Source organism: Alteromonas sp. KUL150 (assembly GCF_009811475.1).
GTDB classification, from domain to species: Bacteria; Pseudomonadota; Gammaproteobacteria; order Enterobacterales; family Alteromonadaceae; genus Alteromonas; species Alteromonas gracilis.
The window spans coordinates 1-22,864 of the sequence record NZ_BLIJ01000035.1 but is presented as its reverse complement, the minus strand read 5'-3'; the positions used below and the strand labels follow the sequence as shown (position 1 = coordinate 22,864).

Here is a 22,864-nt window from a genome sequence, read left to right as displayed (position 1 = left end):
CTAATTGCCCTCCGTCATATTTTGGTTGGCTGCTCTTTTTTGCTGTGTATTGGCTAGCTGCTGTTTAGCAAGCGTTTGTACCCAAGGCCTGTGCATTTCCCGTAATACTATTTCATTGCGAAGGCGCACTGTGGTCACCGCACCAATAAAAAAAGCAAAACCTAAAAGGTTAATTAACAACGGCCACAGCATCTCTGGCGCAATTGACGGGTTGTCGAATTTACTAATGGTGGCTCCTTGATGCAATGTGTTCCACCATTCCACTGAATAATGAATAATAGGGATGTTTACCACACCTACAAGTGCCATCACGCCTGCGGCTTTACCTGCTTGTTGCTTATCTTCAAATGCGCCATAAAGGGCAATAACCCCCATGTACAAAAACAATAAAATAAGCTCCGAGGTAAGACGTGCATCCCACACCCACCAAGCGCCCCACATGGGCTTACCCCAAGCTGCACCGGTAAAGAGCGCTATAAATGTCATTACTGCGCCAATTGGGGCCATGGCAATCATACTCATATAGGCAGTGCGCCACTGCCACACCATACCTACTAGGGCTGCTATCGCCATAGCAACATAGGTCCCCATCGACAAGATAGCGCTAGGCACATGAATATAGATGATTCGAAATGAATCTCCTTGTTGATAATCTTGAGGCGCGAATGCTAGCCCCCAAACGGTGCCTATGCTCAAACAAAGTAATGCACCAGCCCAAAACCAAGGCTGTAATGTTAAACAAAGCTGATATGCTCGCTCTGTTTTAGCGTAAGGGTGTAACCACTTCCACATTAGTTTTGACTCACTTTTAAAGAATACGCTATGGCAAACGGCGCTAATGCTGTGGCCAGTAAAAGCATGGCGGCGATAATAGCAAGTTGCGCGTGATAAGGTAATTGCAGTGCGGCAGAATCCACAGCCGACGTGGCAAATATCAGTAACGGAATAAAGACAGGGATGAGTAGCAACGCCAACAGTACTCCGCCTTTTTGTAATCCTACGGTTAGCCCTACAGCGATGGCGCCAATTAAGGAAAGCAATGGTGTACCCAGCAACAAAGTTAGAACAAGCGCGACATACATATCGACTGTTAAATTTAAAAACATGGCTAGCAGCGGCGACAACAGCAATAGAGGAACAAAACTAACCAGCCAATGAGCAGCGACTTTTACCGCGCTCACGGCAGGTAATGCCATACCCGAGAGTATGTATTGCTCTAGCGAACCATCCTGAAAGTCATCCCGAAATAGCCTTTCCATCGCCATGAGAGAAGACAAAATTGCAGCAATCCAAATCACTCCAGGCCCAATGCGCTGGAGGGTATCAGGAGACGGGCTCACTCCTAAAGGAAACAATGTTACCACCATGAGTAAGAACATCAGTGGCTGCACCAATTCTGCTTTTTGCTTAAACGCAATTTGCATGTCACGTTTAAAGATTCCGTGATAGAGCGACATCAGAACCGGTACTCCAAATCAAATACACGGTGTTTACCCGCGGTTTCAGATAATGGCTGATGAGAAGTAGTAACAATGAGGCCGCCCTTGGCGACATGATCTTTCATACTTGATTCAAGCATGTGGATCCCTTTTACATCTAGGGCAGTAAAAGGCTCATCGAGTATCCAAACCTTGGCAGGCTTTAACCACAATCGTGAAAGCGCTACGCGACGCTGTTGCCCTGCAGAGAGATATCGAACTGGAACATCTTCAAGTCCAACTAGACCTACTTTCTCCAACACGTCGTAAAGCGCATTAACGTCCACAGACACCTTGTGCTGCGCTAACCAAAAAGACAAATTATCTAAAGCTGAAAGGCTTCCGTTAGTGCCGCTTTTATGACCAAGATAAAAAAGCGCTTGGTAGTAGCCTGATTTATCTTTTGATATGTCTATTCCATTATATAAAACGGTACCTAGTTCAGGTTCACTTAGCGCTGTTAGAATACGAAGTAAGCTAGTCTTTCCAGCACCATTAGGGCCACGCAGATACAGTAGTTCGCCAGCATTTATCACTAGCGAAAGCCCTTCAAATAGGGTTCTGTCTCGTTTGCTGCACGTTAAGCCGCACGCCTCTAACACTGCCTAGCTACTCCCGACCAAAAAATAGGTTCTGAAAAATGGCGCTAGTCTACCACATGAACGCTTTTTCGCAGTCGCGAATTCCAATTAAATATGATTTACTTCAACAACAAAGGCGTTTTTCCTGAAGCAATTCCCACTTAAGGACGAATTCTTTCGCTGCGCTCTTTTACGAGCTTTTTTGTTGCGGAACAGCTCTCACGCGCTTTGCTATACTGAAATGAGTAAGGAAAAGCGCGAACGTGCCGATATCTCAACTATGACAACACCACTATCATCACTTTTGGCTGCAGCTTTGAGCCAGTCAAGCGGCCCTTCTGCATCTACCTCCGCGTCCTCACAGTTAAGCGGAAACGCCGGTGCCGCTAATCAAGTAGGAAGCGGAAGTACGCCTCCGGCTGCTGCAAACGCTGCACTGTCACGGGCTGTAGCAATCGATAATGGCGTAAAAGTAGTCGTGGAACGATTACCTGAACGAGTGCTATCGATAAGTACATCGTCGAACAACGCTCCATCAGTAACCGCACAAACACTGAATGTAGTGTTGCCCAAAGAGGTAGGCGCTAAACTTTCCAAGCAAGCGATGAATAACGCACAACTTGCTCTTTTGCCTCAACCTACTGCTTCTCGAGCCCCAAACAGCTCTGAAAGAGCCCCTCAAGGACAGTCGAACGCACCATCAGCTGTGCTGCTCTCTACTAGTTTATCTCAACAAAGTGTGTCGTTATCAGCACAAGATAAAGCTGAATTACTCAAAGCCGTAGCTCAGGCTCTTGCCGCGAACAACGCAGCCGTAACGCTCAAGGGCAAGCTTTTTATTTCAACAAAAAATGAAAGCTTTGGGCAACTCATGCTTGCTACATCGAAAGAACAAGCTGTGCCTCTTACCGATATAAATACGGAAAAAGCTGATAGCAGTGCCAAGGCGGCGCTTCAAAAGTTAATTGGTCAGCAGGTAGTACTGGGGCTCAGTCGAACAAGTAACGGCAGTGTCGTTTTACAAATTTCTCAAACTCATCTTGCTGCAAGCAGCAGTCTAAATACTGATAGTCGCGTTCAAGACTTTTTCACCAACAACACTGGTAGCGCAAATAAAGTCGCTGTGGCCACACATAAAAATGTAAGCACCAACTTACAACATACACTCATTGAAAAGGCACTTAGCCAAGGGGGAGTTGTAGTAGAGCACAGCGCAAAAAACTCGGCCCGTCTCAGTGCGCTACTGCAAAACTCAGGTACTGAAGCAAATGTACTAAAAGCGCTTTCTGCGCTGACGTTGTCGGACGGTAAGCTAACAACACGCACAGCTCAACAAAACGCGCTGGTGCAAATAAGCTTATCAACAAGCAGCATTTCCCCACCCTCTATTCCTGTTTTGACAAATGACCAAGTGAATAGACTGAATCTTTCACAACTTCCCAACGGAATAGGGATAGGGGCGGAAAACGGACTGGGGAGAAGTGACACCATTGTTTCGCCGTCTATCTCAAACCTCCGAAGTGAAGCTCCTACACAGCTTAAGGGTAGTGATGTTCACAATGCCATCACAACACTCTCACGGATATTGCTCAGTCAAACGGGTAACACAAATAAGGCGCTAAGCGAGTTAATCGCTATTGTGGAGAACGGAAGGTTACCGCCAAACAAGGGCGTATCCAATGCTCAACATTTTGATAAAATCCTGCAGCATTTAAAAGGCCTAGACGCACTCAATGCTAAGCCCTCTCAAATTAAGGTATCTATTCAAGATTTTGTTGGCCCCCCCAAACCATCTAATGAGCAACTGTCGTCTACACTTAAAGGCACTACCTCACAAGCGAAGGATACTATTAATGTCGATAAACTCGCCGAGCAGAGCAACTTAGTAAAAGACAACGCAGGTAAATCTTCTCTTGCAGCGCTTGCTCAGGCGTTAAGTGGCCAAGCTAAAGGCTTGTCGAGCAGCTTGCTTTCCAACATTATCCAGCAGTTAACCGCTTCACAAAATAAATCTTTAGGCGCGCCCCCCACTATTTCTGATACAAGCTCGCCTCATGCTAATCCAAACGCAATTGAAGGCCCAGCTAGTGAAACCTTAACGGCTGACGAAGAAATGAAAACGTCGTCAAGAAAAGTAGTAGCCGATATGAATGAACAAAGTTTATCACAACGATTGCAGCAGCTCATATCCACCCAAACACTTGTTACAACCCCTTTAAGTTTAACTTCACCGGTAAACTCATCTAATTTCATTCAGGGGCTTGTTGCTTTAGTTCAACTTGCGTTAGCTGGTCGCGCGATGCAGAGACAGCCAAGTTTAAAAACACAAATAGATGCGCCAGACTCCGTTGTTTCAAAAACATTGGCTAATATGGGGGTAACCTCACAGCCTAGCCGAGTTAGCCAAGACATAAATCAGTTAGACGGCCGGCAGCAGCTACTGGCACAACTTAAAACCTTACTTAGTAGTCACCAGCAAAACAAAATAGCCAACGTTGACAGCCGTATTCAAGGGCAAGACAATTTTTACTACATTTTGCCATCGCTTTCACAACATCACTCTCCGCCAGAGCTTCTAATAAAGCGCGAGCAAGGAGGGCCAAACCATAAAAGCGTACAAGCGGGACAGCGCTCTCTTTGGAATATTACGATGAAGCTAGATATTGGTGACAGCGGCCAAGTTCTGGCGAAGTCTAAAATTGATAAAAACACAATAACGTTAGACCTATATGCATCCAGCGACGAAGTATTAAAGCGAATAAGTGACACTCTGCCCTACTTAAAGCGCCGGCTAACCTCCCTCGGACTTTCAGTTGAAAGCACGAGCTTACAGCGGGGACACATTCCTGAAACACTTAATTCTCGTCCCCACCAAATTTTCGAAACTCGGGTATAAGCGGGTAATTTATGACTGACTCACAAAAAACAAAACGTGCCATTGGTCTTAAATACGCAGGTGGAGACAAAAAAAATGCACCAAAAGTAGTCGCTAAAGGCTATGGGGGTTTAGCCGAAGCAATCATTGCTATGGCTGAGGAAACTGGGATACTAATTCACGAAGATCCCTATTTAAGTGAAGTGCTCGCTACACTCGACGTAGGGCAAGATATTCCTGAATCACTTTATTACGTAATTGCAGAGCTCCTTGCTTATTCTTACGTGTTGCAAGGAAAAATTCCTCCCGGGTGGGAAGGTATTATTAAACGAGTGGATTTTGAAGTGTGACATGTGAAAGCAAAGCCCGATGATTGATGTCGTCTGACCAGACCTTTTTGAAAATGGGATGGCTATTGACTTTATTTGGTGCCATTCCTTTTTTATGTATAAGAGCTCGCTGAAGGCGAGCTCTTATACAAGTTCTTTAATTTTCTTGAAACTATCTAAAGAGCACTTTTTCTTTGTTAAACCAGTGGATGCAGAAGAAAATCAGCCCTGTTGCGATTACTGCGGTTGAGGTAAAAATACCAAACAGCGCAAAATAGTCCATGGTGCCTTTAAACAACTCTTTCATCGCAAGAGCAACGTTAGTAAGCGGCACCCAAACCCAACCGCCTTTAAGCTCCACACCTGGCATCATTGCAATGATAACAGGGAAGATAACCACCATAATGAGCGAACCCATATAGCTTTGCGCTTCTTTAAAAGAGCGGGCATAAATAGATAGCGATAATAATACAGCTGCAAATACAGCCACCACAGGCACCAACATTAAAAAGATCAACAAGAAGTCTATAAGACCAATCATAGACATTATCTTTACCACAAATTCAACGGCCATGCCTTGCGATAGCACCAGCCCCCATATTGCCATAGAGGAGACCGTTATAAGCGCTGTTACAATACCTGCTGCTGCCACCGTAAAGAATTTACCTAGCACTAGTTTGTGGCGATCCATAGGTGAAATAAGCAACGTTTCTAATGTGCCTCTTTCTTTTTCACCTGCTCCTAAGTCTGCTGCAGGGGCCATTGCTCCTTGTAAACACAGTATAAAGATGAAGTAAGGCAGCATGCCTCCAAGTCGTTCACCCCATACCTCGCGATCGTCAGCAACGTTCTGCTTTTCAATTTTAATAGGTTGCAATAGTGCTTCCTGTTGTGTCTCATCAAGATTAAGCTGAGCAAAAGCCGCCTGCTGAAATGCATCGGTATACTCATCAATAATCTCAGAAACACGCCCCATGACTTTATTTAGGCCTGCATCGTTGAGATAAAGGGCAATCTTATGCTGACCTGAATTCAAAACATCACTGTCAAAGGTTTCAGGGATAACCAATACGAAGTCTAGGGTCTCGTTCTTAATGAGCTTGGCATAGTCAGTCTCATTGCCTATTGGAACTGATTCAAACTTATCAGAGGCACTATTAAAGGACTGCACAATTGCAGGTGCATAAGCCTCACCAACGATTGCGTATTTGAGCACTTCGTTTTCCGCTTTATCTGCTGCAGAACTCATAAAGAAAAAGGCCACGCCAAAAATGGCTGGAAACAATAAAAGCGGTAGACCAATCATGAATATGATGGTTTTCTTATCGCGTAATAGCTCTTTGAATTCCTTTTTAAAGATTAACCACATTACCCATCTCCTTAGCATCCATTGAGAGTGTTTTTAGAAAGCTCTTATGCATTTGCCCGCCAGATACTTCGTCACCAGACAACGCGCTAAATGCCGCAAGCGAATCGTTAAACACGGTTTCACCTTGGTTAATAACCGTTACCTTGTCGCAAAGCGCTTGGACCTCGTCGAGATGGTGAGTTGAAAAAATCACCGGCGTACCTTTATTTTTAAGGCGCTGAATGAACTCCATTACTGTACTGGTCGCCATAATATCAAGGCCAGTAGTAGGCTCATCAAGAACCACCAGTTCCGGTTCGTGAATGACCGCACGCGCAATAGACACTTTTTGCTTCATGCCTGAGGAGAAATTTTCGGCACGTCTATCTAGAAAGGTTTGCATATCTAGCAAATCAGCTAACTCCTCGATACGGGCATTAATCACATTTTTAGAAATGCCGTGTAACTCTCCGAAGTAGCTAATATTTTCACGCCCGCTTAAACGACCGTATAGACCTGTGGAGCTGGAAAGAAAACCAATCTTCTTTCTCGCAATATTCGGGTTAGTCAATACATCTTCACCACCAATAAGCACTTTACCACTGTCTGGTTTAAGCGCCGTTGAAAGCATGCGTAATGTGGTGGTTTTACCCGCTCCGTTAGGACCAAGTAGTCCCAGAACCTGCCCTTTGTCGCAAGTAAAAGATACATCCCTTACTGATTGGAAATAACGACCTTTTAAACGTGGGTCCTTCTTCTCTTGTTCGCTAAGCTTTTTTGGGTTTTCCACCGTAAAGCGCTTTGCGAGACCTGATATTTCAATCATTCCCTTTCCTCTTTTTAGATAAACAGTTGGCTGTTCATTATTGTTGTGGGCTTATTTGCACAAAAAGCAAAGTAGGCCTTATTTATTTTTATAGTCTGTACGTGCTTAACTTTATTACAGCATTCCCTCTTTTTTTTCGCAGTACAAGTTTCACGCTTATAATAAATGTTAGTAAATATGTCCCACAAATTAATACAGGCATGAGGCATAAAAAAACCCACCGTAAGGTGGGTTTCTAAAAACTAACGCGCTGTTCTTACTCGGGAAGAGCGTCGTCTTCTTGCGTAGCAACCACTTCTTCGGCTTTCACTGTTTTTGGAAGCAGTAGTTCTTGACGAATTTTCGTTTCAATCTCGTTCGCTATTTCAGGGTGTTCTTTAAGGTACTTCATTACGTTTGCTTTACCTTGACCAATACGATCACCCTTATAGCTGTACCAGGCACCGGCTTTATCAACAAGCTTTTGCTTAACACCCAGGTCGATAAGCTCTGCTTCTTTACTGATACCTTCACCGTAGCGGATCATGAATTCGGCTTGCTTAAACGGAGGCGCAACTTTGTTCTTCACTACCTTCACGCGGGTTTCGTTACCTACTACCTCGTCGCCTTCTTTAACTGCACCAATACGGCGAATGTCTAAGCGCACTGAAGAATAGAACTTAAGCGCGTTACCACCAGTAGTGGTTTCTGGGTTACCAAACATAACACCAATCTTCATACGAATCTGGTTAATGAAGATACACAGTGTATTTGAGCGCTTGATATTACCTGTAAGCTTACGCAATGCTTGTGACATTAGACGTGCCTGCAGACCAACGTGAGAGTCACCCATGTCACCTTCAATTTCCGCTTTAGGCGTAAGCGCTGCTACCGAGTCAACAATAACAACATCTACCGCACCTGAGCGTACTAGCATGTCGCAAATTTCTAGTGCTTGCTCACCAGTGTCAGGCTGAGAAACTAATAGTTCGTCAATGTTTACACCTAGCTTTTCAGCGTATACAGGGTCTAGGGCGTGCTCAGCATCTACGAACGCACAAGTTTTGCCCTTCTTCTGCGCTTCAGCAATAACTTGAAGTGTTAGCGTGGTTTTACCTGATGATTCTGGCCCGTAGATTTCAACAACACGTCCACATGGCAAACCGCCTATACCTAGAGCGATATCAATGGTAAGTGAGCCAGTAGAAATCGCTTCAATATCCATGGCTTGGTTATCGCCTAAGCGCATGATAGCGCCTTTACCAAATTGCTTTTCAATTTGGCCAACTGCGGCGGTTAAAGCTTTTGATTTGTTATCGTCCACGTAAGTATCCTCTAGGATTTGCGGTTAAATTCTGTATTGGTGTTTTCCATATCTTTGAAATTACCAAATAATGATCACATTCTATACTGTACAAGCATACAGTTTCAACCAGTGTTTTTAATTTTCACTCAACATTTTAATTAACTGAGTAATGGCAAAGCTAATAGCGTGTTGGCGAACTTCGTCGCGATCGCCGCTGAAAACCTGTTTGATTTGCACTTCGTGCTCCCCACACAAAAAGCCAAACCAAACAGTGCCCACCGGTTTTGCGTCGCTGCCACCGCCAGGGCCGGCAATGCCGCTAACCGTTACAACGAGTTGCGCTCCGCTGTTACGGCGCACGCCTTCAGCCATTTCTTTCACCGTTTGCTTCGACACCGCGCCGTACTCTTTTAACGTGTGTTCTGTTACGCCCAGAACGCTTTGCTTTGCGTCATTAGAGTACGTCACCCAGGATTGGTTAAACCAATCAGAACTGCCAGCCACACTGGTAAAAGCAAAAGCGACTCCTCCGCCCGTACACGACTCGGCGCTCGATACGGTCCAACCTTTGCTCCTGAGTGCGTCACCCAACACATGGACTTGCGCAGATAATGCGCTATCAAGTGTTAAAGGGGTGGCGTTTGCTGTCGAATCAGTTGAAAATGTTGTGCTCATTTAGATATACCTAATTACACCTGTTGTGCTTTATCAGATCTTCGCTTGATCTTAGTGGGCGTGAGTTTATCATTTATTCCCCTCAACAGGCATTAAACCCAGCAACAAATTCGCAGAGGCATTTTTTGGAATCACATACTCCTATGATGCGCCAATACCTGACTATTAAGGCGCAGCATCCTAATATTTTACTGTTTTATCGCATGGGCGACTTTTATGAGTTGTTTTACGACGATGCCAAAAAAGCTGCTGAATTACTGGATATTTCATTAACAGCCAGAGGAAAATCTGGTGGTGAACCCATTCCCATGGCAGGTGTGCCTTATCACGCCGTAGAAAGCTACCTGTCACGCTTAGTGAAAATGGGTGAATCGGTTGCTATCTGCGAACAGGTAGGCGACCCAGCCACTAGTAAAGGCCCTGTTGAGCGTGCAGTACAGCGTATCGTTACGCCTGGTACAGTTACCGACGAAGCTCTTTTGGAAGAGCGCCGTGATAATATTCTTGCCGCTGTGTGCGGTCACAGCATGCATTATGGCTTGGCAACGTTAGATGTTACTAGCGGTCGCTTTGTTATTTTCGAGAGCGATAGTGATGAAGGCCTATTAGCTGAAATACAGCGAGTAAACCCTGCGGAACTGCTTTATCCAGAAGGATTTGAAAGTTTATCACTTATAGAAAACCGCAAAGGGCTTAGACGCCGCCCGGAATGGGAATTCGACATTGAGACTGCCACAGAGCAGTTAAACGCTCAGTTCGAAACTAAAACATTAGAAGGCTTTGGTATAAAAGGCGTCACTAAAGGCTTAGGCGCCGCGGGCTGTGTTTTACAATATGTAAAGGATACCCAGCGCACCGCCCTGCCGCATATACGCCGCATTCAGACCGAACAGCAAGACAGCCGCGTGCAGTTAGATGCGGCCACTCGCCGAAATTTAGAACTTACCCATAATTTGTCGGGTGGCCAGGAAAATACCCTGTTTAGCGTGATGGACACCACCACTACAGCTATGGGTAGCCGCATGTTACAGCGCGTTATTCATTCGCCTTTGACTGATCAACATGAACTTCACAGCCGCTTAGATGCTGTTGAAACTTTCATTAATGATGACCCTGAAGATATTCGCACCGCGTTAAAGCACATTGGTGATATCGAGCGCATTATGGCGCGATTAGCGCTTCGCTCAGCCAGACCTCGCGACTTTGCGCGGTTAAAAAATGCGTTTAATGCCCTGCCAGATTTACAAGATGCACTTGGTCGATTCGATACAGGGCAAGTTAAAAGCATTAGCGAAACTATTGGCACTTACCCTGAGCTTCAAGCCCTGCTGAACGAAGCTATTATCGACAATCCTCCTGTAGTTATAAGGGACGGTGGCGTGATTGCCGAGGGCTACAACGCAGAGCTTGACGAACTGCGTAAGCTATCGCAAGGCGCAACTGACTATCTAGACGCCATGGAGCAGCGAGAGCGAGAACGCACGGGAATTTCTACATTAAAAGTAGGTTATAACCGAGTACACGGGTTCTTCATTGAAATTAGCCGAGCTAACAGTGCTCTAGCACCTGCAGAATATATCCGCAGACAAACCCTTAAAAACACGGAACGTTACATAACGCCTGAACTTAAAGAACACGAAGATAAAGTGCTCAGCAGTCAAGGCGCTGCGCTTACGCTAGAAAAGCAGCTTTATGAAGCCTTGTTCGACAACTTTGCACCTTACCTTAACAATTTAATAGAAACCGCCGCAGCACTAGCCAAGCTCGACGTGCTGTGCTGTTTTGCAGAACGTGCTGTATCCCTTGACTGGCATCGCCCACATTTAAGTCAAGAATGCGCACTTACCTATGACGCCGGTCGCCATCCTGTGGTTGAAAATGTGATGAAAAACCCTTTCATTGCGAACCCGCTTCAGCTTGACTCCGAGCGCCGCATGCTGATCATAACCGGACCGAACATGGGCGGTAAATCAACCTATATGCGCCAAACCGCGCTGATTGCCTTGTTGGCATGCATTGGCAGTTTTGTGCCTGCAGAAAATGCTCACATCGGAAAGCTTGATAGAATTTTCACCCGTATTGGTGCTTCAGACGATCTAGCCTCTGGCCGCTCTACCTTTATGGTTGAGATGACGGAAACGGCAAATATTCTTAATAATGCTACCGAAAACTCGCTGGTATTAATGGATGAAATAGGTCGTGGTACAAGTACCTATGATGGTTTGTCGCTAGCATGGGCCTGCGCGAGTTATTTGGCGAAGCAGCTTAACGCTTATACGCTTTTTGCGACGCATTACTTCGAACTTACTGAACTTCCAGAAACGCAAAGCGGCGTCGTAAACGTGCACTTAGATGCGATGGAGTTTGAAGATACCATACGCTTTATGCATACCGTCTCTGAGGGCGCTGCTAGCAAGAGTTTTGGTTTACAAGTCGCTCAGCTTGCTGGCGTGCCAAAAGCAGTGATAAAAGCGGCCCAACAAAAGCTGTCCGTATTAGAATCATCACACCTTATGATAAATGGCGAAAGTGTGTCAGAAGACGTGCAAGACAAGCCGACGGCACCAATGAGCAAGGCGAAAACCTCCGCCAGCAACGGGTCTAAAGCTAAAGGCCAAGCGGAGATGCTTTTTCCTGACAAACCGCACCCCGTGGTAGAAGCCCTTGAAAACTTATCACCCGATGAGTTGTCACCGCGCCAAGCACTTGACCTCATATACACACTCAAGCGCTTAAGCCAATCGTAAAATTGTGCATCATGTGGGCAAATTGATTGTCTGCCCACATGATTTTGCGTATACTATCGCCCCGTCCAAAGTGTAGCTGGTTTTGTTCTAAACTCAGCCTATATTTATCATACAACCCAAACGTTCTAGGTTTCGCATGACAAATTATATTTTCGTCACCGGTGGTGTAGTTTCATCGCTAGGTAAAGGTATTGCTGCAGCATCGTTAGCCGCAATTCTTGAAGCTCGCGGTCTCACCGTTACCATGTTAAAGCTCGACCCCTATATCAACGTCGACCCAGGCACAATGAGCCCTATTCAGCATGGTGAAGTATTTGTTACCGATGACGGCGCAGAGACCGACCTCGATCTTGGTCATTATGAGCGTTTTATTCGCACCCGTATGACTAAGCGCAACAACTTCACAACCGGCCGGGTATATGAAGAAGTACTGAAGCGCGAGCGTCGCGGTGATTACTTAGGCGCAACCATTCAGGTTATCCCTCATATTACCAATGAAATTAAGCGCCGCGTGATTGAAGGTGCTGAAGGTCATGATGTGGCTATTGTGGAAGTGGGCGGAACCGTAGGTGACATCGAGTCACAACCATTCTTGGAAGCTATTCGTCAGCTTGGTACCGAAGTCGGCCGTGAGCGCGCTATGTTCATGCACTTAACGTTAGTACCTTACATGCCAGCATCAGGTGAAGTAAAAACTAAGCCTACGCAACATTCAGTAAAAGAACTGCGTTCTATTGGTATTCAGCCAGATATTCTTGTTTGTCGCTCAGTGGGAGCACTGCCGGCGAGCGAGCGCTCTAAAATTGCGCTTTTCACTAATGTTGCTGACAAAGCTGTTATCTCTTTGAAAGACGTAGACAGCATTTATCGCATTCCAGCTGCACTTAAAGCACAAGGCATGGATCAGCTTGTGGTTGACCGCTTTGGCCTTGAGTGTGAAGAAGCCGACTTATCTGAGTGGGAACAAGTGCTTTACGCTGAGTCAAACCCTACCGCTGAAGTAAACATTGGTATGGTAGGCAAGTATGTAGAGCTACCTGACGCCTACAAGTCTGTTAATGAAGCGCTCAAACACGCAGGGCTCAAAAACCGCCTAACTGTGAACATCCACCATATTGATTCACAAGATGTAGAAAGCAAAGGCACCCAAATTCTAGAGCAGTTAGATGCTATCTTGGTACCTGGAGGTTTTGGTGAACGTGGCATTGAAGGTAAAATTGCCGCAGCCCGCTATGCCCGTGAAAACAAAGTTCCTTACCTTGGCATTTGTTTAGGTATGCAAGTAGCTCTCATCGAATACGCACGCAATGTTGCTGGAATGGAAAACGCGAACAGCACAGAGTTTGACCCTGAAACACCTTTCCCTGTTGTCGGTCTCATCACTGAGTGGTTAGATGCTGCGGGCACGACCGAAGTGCGAACTGAAACATCAGATTTAGGCGGTACCATGCGCTTGGGCAGCCAGCTTTGTCACCTTATTGAAGGCACAAAAGTTCATGAGATGTATGGCAACGCTGAAATTTATGAGCGCCACCGTCACCGTTACGAAGTGAACAACAACCTGCGCGACCAAATCGAAGCGGCGGGATTAAAGGTAAGTGGTTTGTCCACTGACAAGCGACTTGTAGAAGTGGTGGAAATCCCTGATCATCCTTGGTTCATTGCGGGCCAATTCCACCCTGAGTTCACGTCAACTCCTCGGGATGGACACCCATTATTCACTGGTTTCGTTGCTGCGGCAGGAAAATACCAGAAAGAAAATCACTAATTTCTAATAAAAGGGGTGCTCTCTCCCGTTGCACCCCATTCAATTGTTGAGGAAAAAACATGGCGAAAATTAGTCGCATTATCGGACGCGAAATCTTAGATTCACGCGGAAACCCTACTGTAGAAGCAGATGTATACTTAGAATCAGGCGTAATGGGCCGAGCTGCAGCACCATCTGGTGCGTCTACTGGTAGCCGCGAAGCACTAGAATTACGCGACGGCGACAAGTCTCGTTACCTAGGTAAAGGTGTAACAAAGGCAGTTGCAGCAGTTAACGATACCATCGCGCCAGCACTTATCGGTAAAGACGCACTAGCGCAAGCTGATATCGACGGCATCATGATTGACCTTGATGGCACAGAAAACAAAGAGACCCTTGGCGCAAACGCAATCCTTGCCGTTTCTCTTGCTGTAGCGAAAGCAGCTGCAGCTGAGAAAGGCGTAGCGCTTTACGAGCACATTGCAGACCTAAACGGTACATCTGGCCAATACTCTATGCCAGTACCTATGATGAACATCATCAATGGTGGCGAGCACGCTGACAACAACGTAGATATTCAAGAGTTCATGGTTCAGCCTGTTGGCGCGAAGAGCTTTAAAGAAGCACTTCGTATGGGTGCAGAAATCTTCCACGCACTTAAGAAAGTACTTTCTGCTAAAGGTTTAAACACAGCGGTTGGTGACGAAGGTGGTTTTGCGCCTAACCTTAGCTCAAACGCTGAAGCACTAGCCGTTATCGTTGAAGCTGTTGAAAATGCTGGCTACAAAATGAATGAAGACATCACGCTAGCGCTTGACTGTGCGGCGTCTGAATTCTACAAAGAAGGCAAATACGTACTTTCAGGCGAAGACAAGAGCTTCGATTCAGAAGCGTTTGGCGACTACCTTGCTGACCTTTCTTCACAGTACCCAATTGTTTCTATTGAAGACGGCCTAGACGAGAGCGACTGGGACGGCTGGGCAAGCCTTACTAAGAAGATTGGTGACAAAGTACAGCTTGTTGGTGACGACTTGTTTGTAACTAACACTAAAATTCTTAAGCGCGGTATTGATAACGGCATTGGTAACTCAATCCTTATCAAGTTCAACCAAATCGGTTCACTAACTGAGACCCTTAACGCTATTAAAATGGCGAAAGATGCGGGCTTTACAGCGGTTATCTCTCACCGTTCTGGTGAAACTGAAGATGCAACCATTGCTGACCTTGCAGTAGGTACAGCGGCGGGCCAAATCAAAACGGGTTCACTATGCCGTTCTGACCGCGTTGCTAAGTACAACCAACTTCTTCGCATTGAAGAAGCGCTAGGTGACGCTGCAACTTACAAAGGCCTTAGCGAAATCAAAGGTCAATAATTAACGTCTTCAAAAATGATAAAAAGCCGCTTTAGATAGCGGCTTTTTTGTGTCTATTTTTCGCTCTGCTTGATGAAACCATGTAGCATCAAGCGCCGAATCTTGCTAGGGTTAGAGAACTTTAGAAAGGCATTTGAAAACCCCGATGGCTCAAGGCGACGAACTTTCCCACTCCACTCCCAATGCTCAAGTTGGCTTTTTCAGCGACGCTGGTGAGCTCGGCGGAAGCCACCCTCAATTCAATGAAATATGTACTGCTCTGTATGAAAGAGAAATCATCTCTCTCGCTCATAGTGAGATAAAAAACTTGTCATTACTTAGACGCCGAATGGGCGGGCTTCCATACCACGTAAAAGCCATTGCTCGATATATGGTAAATAACGGCAACACAATTAATCCATCTCCCCTAAAAACAGATACTCATAATGGAAGTTGGTATGCCAAGCAATCTGCGAAGTGTCCCGGCATTAATCATCTAGACGATGTAGAAAAACGTGAAGATTGGTATACAAAAAACGCTAAGTACGGCCTTGTTGTACCGGTTTTAGTTTTAAATATGGAAGGGTCTCACATTGAGCTTGATTCCATTGATATGGTAAACCAAGACAACACACAACTTCATCTGAACAAAAATGGGTGGTTCGCTAACACGGGGGAGTGTATTCACTCAACTACACAACGCGATGATTTTTCAGAGGCTACAGCGCTTTCAGTTGAAAACAAGAAACTACTGCGGCCTTCAAAGGCGATTATGACTGCAGCATCATGTGGCCATGCATGGAGTTTTAAATCAAAGCGGTCCCCACGTGCGTTATCCCTTCGCGAAATGCGTTTATCTACTCAAATCAATTGGAAGAACTTTACTCTGCTTGATAGGTGACACGGCCATATAAGCATATAAAATCAATTAAAATGCATAAAAAACCAAAAAGACCAACCACCCACAGCACTCCAATTTAGTACAAACGTCCTAATTAATAACGATCACAAGGCTAGCATCTGCATCAATAGCGAAAAACACTCTGTCCCTCCCTTCCAAAACCATCAAACTTAGGATAACCATCCTAAATAATTAAAAAACGGCTTTTATACAGGAAAAATATAGTCATTATCGTAATCAATGGTTGACCTCTTCGTGCCACATGGGTACATTGTCGCTATCAACTTGGTTAGCAAAGAAACAACAGCAAATGCGTACTCGTTTCATTCTTCTATCTCTACTCCTTATGGCAGCCAGACTGCACGGGTAGATTGCGACCAGCGATTTAAATTTACAAAGACCCGTGCAAAGCACGGGTTTTTTTTTAACTATTCAACTGAGAGAGCGTCATGACAAATCAAGTGAAAATCTTTGATACCACATTGCGAGACGGTGAGCAGGCCTTACCTGCAAGCCTAAGTGCCAAAGAGAAATTACAGATTGCGCTGGCGCTCGAGCGTTTAGGTGTAGATATCATAGAAGCAGGTTTTCCTGTTTCGTCACCGGGCGATTTTCGTTCGGTACAAATGATTGCCAAAGAAGTTAAAAACTCTATCGTTTGCGGCTTATCTCGTGCGTTACCGGGTGATATTGATGCCTGTGGCCAGGCGTTAAGTGTGGCAGAGCAATTCCGAATTCACACCTTTATCGCCACCTCAGAAATTCACGTTGGTGCCAAGCTCAGAAAGTCCCAAGACGAAATCGTAGAGATGGCGGTAAAAGCGGTAAAGCACGCCAGACAATATACTGACGATGTGGAGTTTTCCTGTGAAGATGCCGGTCGTACTCATATCGATTACTTATGCCGTATGGTTGAAGCCGCAATTAATGCAGGCGCTACAACCGTCAACATTCCAGATACCGTTGGTTACACTACACCAACTGAGTTCGGCGGTATTATCCAACAGCTGTTCAATCGCGTTCCGAACATCGACAAAGCAACAATTTCTGTACACTGCCACAACGACTTAGGCTTAGCTGTTGCGAACTCATTAGCAGCCGTCGAGCAAGGTGCCAGACAAGTTGAGTGCACTATTAACGGTATTGGTGAGCGCGCGGGTAACGCATCACTTGAAGAGATAGCCATGATCTTACAAACCCGTAAGAACATGTTGGGCTTCGACACTAATATCAACTCTACCGAAATCTCACGTACCTCAAAGTTAGTGAGCCAGCTTTGTAATATGCCGGTTCAGGCCAACAAAGCCATTGTGGGCGCAAACGCGTTTAGCCACTCATCAGGTATTCACCAAGACGGTGTCTTAAAAGCGCAAAATACCTATGAAATCATGACACCAGAAAGTGTGGGCATTAATAAGAACAATCTTAACCTAACGTCACGTTCTGGACGCCATGTTATCAAACACCGATTAACAGAGCTTGGCTACAAAGCAGAAGACTATGATTTAGAGGCGGTATACAACGCATTTTTGAAGTTAGCAGATAAAAAAGGCCAAGTGTACGACTACGACCTTGAAGCCTTGTTGTTCTTCGATAAACAGAAACACGATCAAGCATATTTCCAGCTGCTTTATCTTCAAGCTAACTCTGGCCGTGAAATCATTCCAAGCGCCACTGTTAAAATGAAAGTGGGCAGTGAAGAAATTACTCAATCAAGCATTGGTAATGGCCCTGTAGATGCTGCGTATAAAGCCATAATGTCTATACTGGGTCACGAAGATTTAGAAGTGGTGGACTTCAAATTAGATTCAAAAGGTGAAGGTGCCGACGCCCTAGCGCAGGTGAGCGTAATCGCTACCTATAAAGGCCGCCGTTTCCACGGAATAGGTCTTGCTACAGATATTGTAGAGGCTGGCGTGAAAGCCCTTATCTTCGTATTAAACAACACTTATTTAGCCGATCAAATTGATCAGCAAAAAAATCAACAAGAACGCGTTGCAGGAGTATAAATGAGCCAGTATTCAATTGCCGTATTAGCCGGAGACGGTATCGGCCCAGAAGTTATGCAGGAAGCCAATAAGGTTTTAGATGCTGTTGAAAAGAAATTTAACGTAACCCTAAACCGCACTGCATATCCTGTGGGTGGCTACGCCATTGATACTGAAGGTGAAGCCCTGCCCTCAAAAACGCTGTTGGGTTGTGAGCAAGCCGATGCGATTTTGTTTGGCAGTATCGGCGGCCCTAAGTGGGACACTCTGCCACTAGAACAACGTCCAGAACGCGCGGCATTACTAACCCTACGCAGCCATTTCGACTTGTTCAGTAACTTACGACCTGCGCGTATTTATCCTGGCCTTGAGAATTTGTCTCCCCTTCGCGAAGATATCGCAAAATCAGGCGTAGACGTTTTAGTTGTGCGCGAACTAACCAGCGGCATCTACTTTGGTCAACCAAAGGGCCGTGAAGGTGAAGGCGAAGAAGAGTTCGCGTATGACACCATGCGCTATAGCAAACGTGAAATTCGCCGTATTGCTATTGCTGCGTTTGAAGCAGCACAAAAACGTCGCGGCAAAGTGACGTCAGTAGACAAAGCCAATGTACTGGTAACCAGCCGTTTATGGCGTGAAATTGCAGAAGAAGTGTCAAAAGACTATCCAGATGTAGAGCTGGACCATATATACATCGACAACGCCACCATGCAAATCATGAAGAATCCAGCACAGTTCGATGTAATGCTATGTTCAAACTTATTCGGAGATATCGTTTCTGATGAATGCGCCATGATGACAGGCTCTATGGGCTTGTTGCCATCTGCAAGCATGAACGAAGAAGGCTTTGGCCTTTATGAGCCAGCAGGCGGTTCGGCCCCTGACATTGCTGGTCAGGGCATTGCTAACCCTATCGCACAAATTTTATCAGCCGCCATGATGCTGCGTTTTAGCATGAACTTAGGTGATGCCGCAGACGCCATCGAAAAAGCGGTCGTAGCAACACTAGAAGAAGGTGTACTTACAGGCGAGTTACTTCCTTCTGACAAACGCAGCCAAGCGGCAAGCACGTCGCAAGTCGGCGATGAAATCGTTAAACAATTAATGGCGCAGGAGTAAAAACACCTCATGGCCAAGACCTTATATGACAAAGTGTGGCAAGCCCACATTATCGACCAAATTGGTGAAGACAGCTTAATTTATATCGATCGCCATTTAATTCATGAGGTAACGTCACCTCAGGCATTTGCTGGCCTTAATGAAAAAGGCCGTAAAGTACGTCGCCCAGATCGCACTGTTGGTACAATGGATCACAGCATATCAACCCGCTCACTGGCAATCGACGCGTGTGGACCAGCTAACGCGCTTCAACTACAAACCTTAGCGACCAACTGTGAAGAACACGGTATTCAGCTATTTCCAGTGGGTCACCAGAAGCAAGGTATCGTGCACGTAATGGGCCCTGAACTGGGCTTGATTCAGCCGGGTATGACGGTGGTATGTGGTGATTCTCACACAGCTACTCACGGTGCATTTGGAGCGCTAGCCTTTGGTATAGGTACCTCACAGGTAGAGCACGTACTGGCGACACAAACGTTGAAACAAAGCCGCGCGAAAAGCATGCTTATCAACGTAAATGGCAAGCTTCCTGTCGGTATTACCGCAAAAGACATTATTCTTGCCATTATCGGCAAAATTGGCCACGCTGGCGCTACTGGCCATGTTATCGAATACGCAGGTGAAGCTATCCGCGGTTTGAGCATGGAAGAGCGCATGACGGTGTGTAACATGAGTATTGAAGCTGGCGCGAAAGCAGGCCTTGTTGCACCAGACGAGAAAACCTTTGCTTACCTTGAAGGCCGTGAATACGCACCGAAAGGCCAAGACTGGGAAGACGCCGTCGCTTACTGGAAAACCCTTTACACCGAAGAAGGCGCAACCTTTGACACTGTGGTCGAGCTTGAAGCGGCAGATATTGCTCCTCAGGTTACGTGGGGCACAAACCCTGGTCAGGTTATTGGCGTAAACACACCGGTACCTGCACCTGAAGACTTCAGCGACCCGATTGAAAAAGAAAGCGCAGTAAAAGCGCTTGAGTATATGGGTTTAAAACCCGGTGAAAAGCTAGCCGACGTTGCAGTAAACCACGTATTTATCGGCTCATGTACCAACGGACGAATTGAAGATATGCGCGCAGCGGCACAAATCGCCAAGCGAGGTAAAGTAGCCGACTCAGTGACTGCCATTGTGGTGCCAGGCTCAGGTAATGTTAAACGCCAGGCTGAAGCAGAAGGCTTAGATAAAATCTTTACTGATGCTGGCTTTGAGTGGCGCTTGCCGGGCTGCTCAATGTGCCTTGGTATGAATGACGATAAGCTAGTAGCAGGCGATAGATGTGCCTCTACCAGTAACCGTAACTTTGAAGGTCGTCAAGGCCGCGGTGCACGCACTCACTTAGTAAGCCCTGCAATGGCTGCCGCTGCTGCAATTACCGGTCGCTTTGCTGACGTTAGAGATTATCAGGAGTAAGTTATGTCTGAACAAGGTTTTACACAACACACAGGCATTGCTGCGCCACTTGATCAGGCCAATGTCGATACCGACCAAATCATTCCAAAGCAGTTTCTAACTGGCGTAACTCGTGCTGGCTACGGCAAACATTTGTTTCACGACTGGCGCTATTTGGATTTAGAAGAGAAAGAGCCAAACCCAGCGTTCGCGCTGAATAAGCCAGAACACAAAGGCGCCAGTATTTTGCTAGCTCGCGAGAACTTCGGCTGTGGCTCAAGCCGAGAACACGCCCCGTGGGCACTTGCCGACTTTGGTTTCAAAACAGTTATTGCCACCAGCTTCGCTGATATATTCTACGGTAACTGCATTAATAATCAGCTAGTGCCAGTTGCGCTATCCAGCGAGCAAATGGACGCATTGTTTGCTGCACTAAAAGCTAATCCAGCGGTTGAAATAACCGTGGACTTACCTTCACAAACCGTAAGCTTTGATGAAACTAGCTTTAGTTTTGATATAGCGGAACATCATAAAAACAACCTAATTAAAGGGTTGGACGCTATTGGGCAAACACTCGAACTAACCGAAGCAATTGAAGCTTTTGAAGATAAGCAACCAGCGTGGTTGTAAAACAGAGCTTAAACGTTTTTTAAGACGCAACGTCTAAAAAGAGCGCTATAAATGCGCTCTTTTTATATCTGCCGAACTTGCACTAGCAAGTGCTTAATGTCTTTTTTCAAAAATTACCCGTCTATTCAGCATTGAACTTACACTTACATTCATTATTATTTATGCGAAAGATGTGTAAACACCTCACTTTTTCTATTGGAATATCGTACTATTCGTTTCTATTGTAGTTGATGGTTTTGGCAGTAACATGCCCCACAGGAGAGATAATGCTAGAGCAAGTGCCTATTGATGAATTGCAGCCGGGAATGTACGTCAATCAAGTACTTGAACAGACGGGCTCACTTAAAATGCGTTCTAAAGGTATTGTTAAAACTCAAGCCATTATAGATAACCTTAAATTAAAAGGTATATTAAGCGTTGAAGTAGATTTTACGAAATCAAAGCTTCCTAAAACGCAAAAGGCGCCAGAGCCAGCAGAAGAAACACAACCAGAGGTGGCGAAGCCCTCGGTTAAGCCAGTCGGTCGCGATTCAATTAGTGAAGCTAGCGACCTTTACGATAGCGCACTCTCTATACAAAGCAGTTTTTTGAAGTCGCTCAAAAATGGGGCGGTAAAAGACTTATCTCCCATGGAGTCGCTTTCTCATAGTCTAATCGAAAGTGTTTTTGACAATAAAGATGCGCTTAGCTGTCTTACCATGATCAAAGACACAGACCAATATCTTCTTGAACACAGCATCAACTGTAGCGTGCTAAGCGGTATATTTTGCGAATTTCTTGGTTACGACAGAGATATTATCGAACAAGTAAGCTTAGGTACTTTACTGATGGACATCGGTATGTCATCGCTACCAGATGAAATCCGTAACAGTAAAGGCGCGTTCTCACAAGGCGACTGGGAAGTGATGAAAACTCACGTTCAAATTGGCGTTGAGCTAGTTGAACAATGTGGAGAAATATCAGACCTATCGCTACGGATTATCGAAGAACATCACGAACGCATAGATGGCAGTGGCTACCCCAAGGGCTTAGTTGGCGACGAAATTTCTGAGTATGCGCGTATTGCCGCGATTGTTGATGCCTATGATGCTATGACGTCTAACCGCTCACATAAAGAAAGTATTACTCCAACTCAAGCCCTTAAGCGCCTGACAGCAACAGAGAATTTAGATCAAGACTTGGTCAAGCAATTCATTCAATGTATTGGTGTTCATCCCGTTGGTTCACTGGTTAGACTTAAAAGCGGCAAGCTTGGCATCGTGAGTAAGATAAACCCTAAAGATCCGGTAAGCCCCCACGTGATGACGTTTTACAGCGTTACCTCTCAACACTTCAATGAAGTTAAGCGCATTGATTTAAGCTTGTATGAGGATGAGATCGTTTCAGGTGTGCGCCCAGAAGAGTTTAGCTTGAATTTGCCTAAGTTTTTCAGAGATGTTTTCGTAAACCAAATACCGATATAAAATATCAGTATAAGGCCTAATTCAAAGCCCTGATAACGTCTCTCCTTGAGCCTAAATTCATTATTGAGCGACGAAAAAAAGCCTGATTTGAAAACTACGTCGAATCAGGCCTTATACCAATCCGCATAGAT

18 protein-coding genes are annotated in these 22,864 nt (G+C 45.6%); 11 read left to right on the top strand and 7 right to left on the bottom strand.

Annotated features, from left to right (window positions below; all coding sequences use genetic code 11):
* The 3 genes from GVO62_RS08110 to ccmA are packed head-to-tail and all read right to left on the bottom strand — an operon-like array spanning position 1 to position 2,080.
* A complete protein-coding gene (locus tag GVO62_RS08110) occupies positions 1-792 on the bottom strand; it encodes a heme ABC transporter permease (RefSeq protein ID WP_120960568.1) in 792 nt (263 codons plus the stop codon).
* Positions 792-1,457, bottom strand: a complete 666-nt coding sequence (ccmB, locus tag GVO62_RS08105; protein ID WP_105932318.1) for a heme exporter protein CcmB — start codon at positions 1,455-1,457, stop codon at positions 792-794. The genes GVO62_RS08110 and ccmB overlap by 1 nt, the downstream gene beginning before the upstream one ends.
* Entirely contained in the window at positions 1,457-2,080 is a 624-nt protein-coding gene (gene ccmA / locus GVO62_RS08100; protein WP_159118522.1) for a cytochrome c biogenesis heme-transporting ATPase CcmA, read from the bottom strand. Before ccmA ends, ccmB begins: the two co-directional genes overlap by 1 nt.
* A gap of 220 nt (positions 2,081-2,300) precedes the next feature.
* Here ccmA and GVO62_RS08095 point away from each other — a divergent pair, with 220 nt between their 5' ends.
* Complete coding sequence (locus GVO62_RS08095) at positions 2,301-4,955, top strand: flagellar hook-length control protein FliK (protein WP_236547105.1); 2,655 nt, start codon at positions 2,301-2,303, stop codon at positions 4,953-4,955.
* 11 nt (positions 4,956-4,966) lie between these two features.
* Positions 4,967-5,284, top strand: coding sequence for an EscU/YscU/HrcU family type III secretion system export apparatus switch protein (locus GVO62_RS08090; protein WP_159118521.1), 318 nt, complete (start codon positions 4,967-4,969; stop codon positions 5,282-5,284).
* Positions 5,285-5,435: 151 nt separating this feature from the next.
* Here GVO62_RS08090 and GVO62_RS08085 read toward each other — a convergent pair whose 3' ends face one another.
* The 4 genes from GVO62_RS08085 to GVO62_RS08070 all read right to left on the bottom strand — a co-directional run bounded on the left by GVO62_RS08085 (position 5,436) and on the right by GVO62_RS08070 (position 9,397).
* Positions 5,436-6,632, bottom strand: coding sequence for an ABC transporter permease (locus GVO62_RS08085; protein WP_159118520.1), 1,197 nt, complete (start codon positions 6,630-6,632; stop codon positions 5,436-5,438).
* Positions 6,616-7,437, bottom strand: coding sequence for an ABC transporter ATP-binding protein (locus GVO62_RS08080; protein WP_105932322.1), 822 nt, complete (start codon positions 7,435-7,437; stop codon positions 6,616-6,618). Before GVO62_RS08080 ends, GVO62_RS08085 begins: the two co-directional genes overlap by 17 nt.
* Before the next feature lie 256 nt (positions 7,438-7,693).
* The gene (gene recA, locus GVO62_RS08075) at positions 7,694-8,740 is read right to left on the bottom strand and encodes a recombinase RecA (RefSeq protein ID WP_159118519.1); all 1,047 of its coding nucleotides are present in this window, start codon (positions 8,738-8,740) and stop codon (positions 7,694-7,696) included.
* Between the two features lie 117 nt (positions 8,741-8,857).
* Entirely contained in the window at positions 8,858-9,397 is a 540-nt protein-coding gene (locus GVO62_RS08070; RefSeq protein ID WP_159118518.1) for a CinA family protein, read from the bottom strand.
* 143 nt (positions 9,398-9,540) lie between these two features.
* Between GVO62_RS08070 and mutS the strand changes: the two genes are divergently transcribed.
* The 9 genes from mutS (at position 9,541) to GVO62_RS08025 (ending at position 22,733) form a co-directional block, all read left to right on the top strand.
* A complete protein-coding gene (gene mutS / locus GVO62_RS08065; RefSeq protein ID WP_159118538.1) occupies positions 9,541-12,144 on the top strand; it encodes a DNA mismatch repair protein MutS in 2,604 nt (867 codons plus the stop codon).
* Between the two features lie 136 nt (positions 12,145-12,280).
* Positions 12,281-13,912, top strand: a complete 1,632-nt coding sequence (locus GVO62_RS08060) for a CTP synthase (protein WP_159118517.1) — start codon at positions 12,281-12,283, stop codon at positions 13,910-13,912.
* A 59-nt stretch (positions 13,913-13,971) separates the two neighbouring features.
* Positions 13,972-15,264: a phosphopyruvate hydratase gene (eno, locus tag GVO62_RS08055; RefSeq protein ID WP_159118516.1), complete on the top strand. Its 1,293-nt coding sequence runs from the start codon at positions 13,972-13,974 to the stop codon at positions 15,262-15,264.
* 145 nt (positions 15,265-15,409) lie between these two features.
* Positions 15,410-16,144, top strand: coding sequence for a hypothetical protein (locus tag GVO62_RS08050; RefSeq protein WP_159118537.1), 735 nt, complete (start codon positions 15,410-15,412; stop codon positions 16,142-16,144).
* Between the two features lie 449 nt (positions 16,145-16,593).
* The gene (leuA, locus tag GVO62_RS08045; protein WP_159118515.1) at positions 16,594-18,153 is read left to right on the top strand and encodes a 2-isopropylmalate synthase; all 1,560 of its coding nucleotides are present in this window, start codon (positions 16,594-16,596) and stop codon (positions 18,151-18,153) included.
* Positions 18,154-19,251, top strand: coding sequence for a 3-isopropylmalate dehydrogenase (leuB, locus tag GVO62_RS08040; protein ID WP_159118514.1), 1,098 nt, complete (start codon positions 18,154-18,156; stop codon positions 19,249-19,251).
* Between the two features lie 9 nt (positions 19,252-19,260).
* A complete protein-coding gene (leuC, locus tag GVO62_RS08035; RefSeq protein ID WP_159118513.1) occupies positions 19,261-20,661 on the top strand; it encodes a 3-isopropylmalate dehydratase large subunit in 1,401 nt (466 codons plus the stop codon).
* A 3-nt stretch (positions 20,662-20,664) separates the two neighbouring features.
* Entirely contained in the window at positions 20,665-21,270 is a 606-nt protein-coding gene (leuD, locus tag GVO62_RS08030) for a 3-isopropylmalate dehydratase small subunit (protein ID WP_159118512.1), read from the top strand.
* A gap of 266 nt (positions 21,271-21,536) precedes the next feature.
* Positions 21,537-22,733 (top strand): HD-GYP domain-containing protein, encoded by a 1,197-nt coding sequence (locus GVO62_RS08025; protein WP_159118511.1) that lies wholly within the window; start codon positions 21,537-21,539, stop codon positions 22,731-22,733.
* The last annotated feature ends 131 nt before the right edge of the window (positions 22,734-22,864 follow it).

Excerpts from the sequence above, each read along its gene's own strand:
- GVO62_RS08110 (WP_120960568.1), bottom strand. The coding sequence starts at position 792 with ATGTGGAAGTGGTTACACCCTTACGCTAAAACAGAGCGAGCATATCAG.
- ccmB (WP_105932318.1), bottom strand. The coding sequence starts at position 1,457 with ATGTCGCTCTATCACGGAATCTTTAAACGTGACATGCAAATTGCGTTT.
- GVO62_RS08095 (WP_236547105.1), top strand. The coding sequence starts at position 2,301 with ATGAGTAAGGAAAAGCGCGAACGTGCCGATATCTCAACTATGACAACA.
- GVO62_RS08090 (WP_159118521.1), top strand. The coding sequence starts at position 4,967 with ATGACTGACTCACAAAAAACAAAACGTGCCATTGGTCTTAAATACGCA.
- GVO62_RS08085 (WP_159118520.1), bottom strand. The coding sequence starts at position 6,632 with ATGTGGTTAATCTTTAAAAAGGAATTCAAAGAGCTATTACGCGATAAG.
- GVO62_RS08080 (WP_105932322.1), bottom strand. The coding sequence starts at position 7,437 with ATGATTGAAATATCAGGTCTCGCAAAGCGCTTTACGGTGGAAAACCCA.
- GVO62_RS08070 (WP_159118518.1), bottom strand. The coding sequence starts at position 9,397 with ATGAGCACAACATTTTCAACTGATTCGACAGCAAACGCCACCCCTTTA.
- mutS (WP_159118538.1), top strand. The coding sequence starts at position 9,541 with ATGATGCGCCAATACCTGACTATTAAGGCGCAGCATCCTAATATTTTA.
- GVO62_RS08060 (WP_159118517.1), top strand. The coding sequence starts at position 12,281 with ATGACAAATTATATTTTCGTCACCGGTGGTGTAGTTTCATCGCTAGGT.
- eno (WP_159118516.1), top strand. The coding sequence starts at position 13,972 with ATGGCGAAAATTAGTCGCATTATCGGACGCGAAATCTTAGATTCACGC.
- GVO62_RS08050 (WP_159118537.1), top strand. The coding sequence starts at position 15,410 with ATGGCTCAAGGCGACGAACTTTCCCACTCCACTCCCAATGCTCAAGTT.
- leuA (WP_159118515.1), top strand. The coding sequence starts at position 16,594 with ATGACAAATCAAGTGAAAATCTTTGATACCACATTGCGAGACGGTGAG.
- leuB (WP_159118514.1), top strand. The coding sequence starts at position 18,154 with ATGAGCCAGTATTCAATTGCCGTATTAGCCGGAGACGGTATCGGCCCA.
- leuC (WP_159118513.1), top strand. The coding sequence starts at position 19,261 with ATGGCCAAGACCTTATATGACAAAGTGTGGCAAGCCCACATTATCGAC.
- leuD (WP_159118512.1), top strand. The coding sequence starts at position 20,665 with ATGTCTGAACAAGGTTTTACACAACACACAGGCATTGCTGCGCCACTT.
- GVO62_RS08025 (WP_159118511.1), top strand. The coding sequence starts at position 21,537 with ATGCTAGAGCAAGTGCCTATTGATGAATTGCAGCCGGGAATGTACGTC.